Genomic DNA, 4,247 nt, shown 5'->3' on the forward strand with positions numbered 1-4,247 from the left:
CAGCATGCTGAGTAACGATACTAAAGTAACTGCCATCGCTCAGATGAAAAATACGGGTGATAGCGTTTATAGCCAGGGTAGATTCCTGGTGCGAAACGATAGCTCTATCAAATCTGCGGCCGATTTGAAAGGTAAGAAAATTGCGTTAATCAGCCCCTACGGCGCAGGATCTTATCTTGCCCCTCGCGCCTTTCTGGCAAAAAACGGTTTGGACATCGATAAAGATGTGACCGTCGAGTACACAAAGAATTTGAAAAAAGCGGCTTACATGGTACTACTTGGCGAAGCCGATACAGCCGTGATGTGCGAAGTAAACTACGAAATTTTGTCACGACGAATTGATACAGGAGACTTGCGCTTTTTCGACAAAACAGACGCATTTCCCGAAGCGGTCATGTTTACTCCGCGCGATGTTAAATCTGACATTGTTGTGCGCTTCCAGGAAGCATTGCTGGCTGATTCTGACAGCCGATCCCAGGCAATGAATTCACTCCATAAAATGAAAATTGGTACGTTTGTACCCTATGACCCTGCGGTTGAGAATCGTATTAAAGAACTAAGCGATCAGGCAGGTTTGTAACCTTTCAATTGAGACAACATTTCATATTAAAGGCAATCGATGACATCAGCAGGCCATCGATTGCCTAGTTAAAATAACCATGCGATTTAGTTTTCATACCAAATTTCTAGTGAGCCTGTTGGCACTGGTGACAGTGTCACTGATGAGCATGGGTTTCGTATTGCTGCGCGATGCTAACCAGCGCCTGGATGAATTTAAATTCCTGCAAGCGAAGTCGCAGGCTCGTACCCTGGCAGAAAGTAGTGAAGATCTTCTATTGGTAAACGATTACCCTATGCTGGAAAATCTGGTCAACATCGCTGTATCTGAAGACCACTATGCCTATGCAGCTATTGTTTCACCGAAGGGTATTGTCTATAGCCATTCAAATTTTGACATGGTTGGCAGTCAATTCACTACTCCAGAACAAAGCAACACCATCTCCATCGGGGAAATACAGGTTAACGATCGCCCCGTAAAAGAAATCGTTTATCCGATTGGTTTGCCTGGTAATCATCTGGCGAATGCACATATCGCTTACTACATGGATACACAGCAGAGTTTAGGAAATGACACTGTTACCTGGTTAGTGGAGATTTTAGCGTTAACATTGCTTGTCATAACCATAGGAAGCCTGTTAATTACCAAGCATTTTACAAAACCCATCGTGGTATTAACTCACGAAGTAAACGATATCCTCACCGATTTTACGCTAAATCTTGACGAACAAATTCTCCATCGAACAGATGAAGTTGGCGATCTGGCGAGAGCTTTCAAGAGCATGTCAAACCAGCTAGTCGAGCGACTGGAAGAGCTGGAAATTCAGATAAAAGAGCGAGACAATGCACGTGCAGCCAACGAAACTAAAAGCGCTTTTCTCGCCAATGTTAGCCACGAACTCAGAACACCATTGAATGCAATCATTGGATACAGTGAGTTATTGCTGGACTTTGCAATGGATGATGGCGACAAAGAAAGTCAAAAAGACCTGGAAAAAATATGTGGCTCTGCAAGACATCTTAATAGCATTATTGATGACATGCTGGATCTATCCAAAATTGAGGCAGGTAAATTTGAAATTGTTCCTACGGTGGTCGATATGGAACAATTTATCGAAGAAATCAAAACCACAGTCGCTCCATTGATAGAAAAAAATAACAACCAGTTGGTTTGTGAATCGCGCCTGATCAGCGAGCATGCCTACGCTGATTCACTGCGCTTAAAGCAAGTTATCCTGAATCTTATCAGTAACGCCGCAAAATTCACAGAACAAGGCACTATTACAGTTTCCGTTACTCCCTTAAATGGTTTTATTGCAATCGCCGTAAAAGACACCGGCATTGGCATGTCAGTCGAGCAAGTTAACAGAGTATTTGAGGCATTCACACAAGCTGACAAAGAAACTACCATAAAGTACGGCGGCACAGGGCTGGGATTAACTATATCGAAAAGCCTTTGTGATCTGATGGGTGGCGATATAGCAGTTGAAAGTCAGCAAGGAAAAGGCTCTACATTTACCGTTACCGTTCCGACTGCATACTCCATATTAAAAGCGGCCAATGACCATCACGGGTAACCTGACTCTCTTCTATAAAACAATTAGTTCTTTCGCCAGGTATCAAGCCAGTCTAGCAATACTCTTTGTGATAAAAATTAATCTTTTCCTCTCTGGCAAATACCCGCAAATTAAATAAGCCTACAGCTTGTTGTAAACAAATAGTCTTTGTAATAAAGCTTTACTCCAGCTGTTATAAACATCTATCCAAGCCACGCCTTTGCGATACTTCTCCTCAAACCACATATCTCTTAGGGAATATATAAAATAGCAGTGCCCTTTAGCTTTTTTGCACTGCAATTTTAGTCCGTTGGCAGACATTGAGTAATCCGGCTCAAGTAAAAAATAATTTAAAAGCTGAATTCAAAAACCTGATACAAACAGTAAGACATCAACGGCAGTTTTTTAATGGCATCACAAATTTTTTTAAAGGCCTACACAACCAAAATCGACGATAAGAAGTTTTGTAGGATTTAACGTACATATCGTTAGTTTTCACAAGCTAAATCTGTCGGCTCGCTGACATTAAAAAAATATATTCGGGTTTAGCAGCGCAAAACTGGTTATTAATATATTGCAAAATAAAAAACATAATAGAGCTCACTTTTAATCTCATATGGTTTTGTTATCACAAAGACACACAACAATAAAATAACGCCTAGTTTTATAGTGTTTTTGCACTTCATTGAGAGGAAGGAACTTTGATCTACATCATGGCTGAAAATTGTTTTTAGACCTAATCTACCTACAATTTATATGACGGAGTTACACATTCATTAGAATGTATAAGCTAAACAGTTTGCAGCATATATAAAAAGAGATAGATACATAAAGGACACTCTCAGTAGTGCTGTAAATATAGAAAGGAAGCGTTATGAACCAGATGCCGTTGCGTGTAACAAAAGATTTAATCGCCAACAACAACCAGTCAGTTGAAAACAACAAAGGCGTAGAAATATTTAATACTATTAATAGTTGTCAGACACAGACAGTTCACCAGGCTTCTGTTATTGGTTTTATGCTATTACCAGTCTTTTTGATTCCCTTCTTACTACCTGGTCTTGCTATTACAACAACTGGTAATAACGCTGTCATTTCACCTATCAAAAATTACTATTTAGTTAACTTGCATGGCACGGCATCTTACCTATCGCCGATTATGCATTTATCCAACAATTCCGTCGTAACAATGAATTTCACCAACTCAGGCTTCATTCCCTTAAGCATTGAAAGCAGCAATAGAGAGGATAGTTGATATGGACACGGCAAAACCCAATAATCATCGAAACTCAAACTGTCAATTTGATTTTTTTCCTTTTTTAGTAATTGGCTTTGCTTTTGTCGTGTCAGTTGGAATCACCAGCTGTTTTGACAGCGGTTCAGACAGCACCCCGCTTGTCGCTGAAACATCTAAAGCAGGTGGTAGTGGTGTTTCCAGCACCGCCCCTTCGAATCATACAGACAATGTAAGTGGATTCTTGCATGCACCGGGGAAAGACACACCTTTTACCAGTTGGTGTACAGCCTGCCATGGCCAGAATTTGCAAGGCGATTTAGGTCCTTCGTGTACCACGTGCCATGATCAGGTATGGCAGGAAACTACGCCACCCAGTAGCGGTGGACGCACCAGTAACGCGCCAGCTAATCATACGGACAGTATAAATGGCTTTTTGCATGCGCTGGGCAAATACACGCCTTATAGCAGGTGGTGCACAGCCTGCCATGGCCAGGATCTGGAAGGTGACGTAGGACCCTCCTGCACGGCTTGCCACAGTGTAATATGGACGGAAACGACTCCGCCAAGCAGCGGTGGTCGTACCAGTAACGCGCCATCTAATCACACGGATAATGTCAGTGACTTTTTACACGCACCTGGTAAAACGACGCCTTATACCAGCTTTTGCACAGCCTGCCATGGAACCAACCTGGCAGGCGGTACTGGTCCATCTTGCTTTGCATGCCATGGTCAACTATGGACGGAAACGACTCCACCCAGCAGTGGTAACACCGGTGGAAGTGGCGGAACCCTTGATGGTCAGGCTTTATATAATGCCAACTGCAGTGCCTGTCATGGTGATGGTTCAGCAATCGTGAACAACACGGCTTCCGGTATTACCAATGCCATGAATACAC

4 protein-coding genes are annotated in these 4,247 nt (G+C 42.4%); all 4 read left to right on the plus strand.

The annotated features are described in order from the left end of the window. On the plus strand, positions 1-580 hold a 580-nt coding region (locus tag ACWVCM_RS11770), incomplete at its 5' end, for a phosphate/phosphite/phosphonate ABC transporter substrate-binding protein (RefSeq protein WP_455201949.1). A gap of 79 nt (positions 581-659) precedes the next feature. Further along, positions 660-2,135, plus strand: a complete 1,476-nt coding sequence (locus tag ACWVCM_RS11775; protein WP_455201950.1) for an ATP-binding protein — start codon at positions 660-662, stop codon at positions 2,133-2,135. Between the two features lie 853 nt (positions 2,136-2,988). Further along, the gene (locus ACWVCM_RS11780) at positions 2,989-3,369 is read left to right on the plus strand and encodes a hypothetical protein (protein ID WP_455201951.1); all 381 of its coding nucleotides are present in this window, start codon (positions 2,989-2,991) and stop codon (positions 3,367-3,369) included. Between the two features lies 1 nt (position 3,370). Further along, on the plus strand, positions 3,371-4,247 hold an 877-nt coding region (locus ACWVCM_RS11785; protein WP_455201952.1), incomplete at its 3' end, for a c-type cytochrome.

It is taken from the genome of Kaarinaea lacus (genome assembly GCF_975902315.1).

Bases quoted from the DNA above. Each gene is read 5' to 3' on its own strand.
- ACWVCM_RS11775 (WP_455201950.1), top strand. From the start codon at position 660: ATGCGATTTAGTTTTCATACCAAATTTCTAGTGAGCCTGTTGGCACTG.
- ACWVCM_RS11780 (WP_455201951.1), top strand. From the start codon at position 2,989: ATGAACCAGATGCCGTTGCGTGTAACAAAAGATTTAATCGCCAACAAC.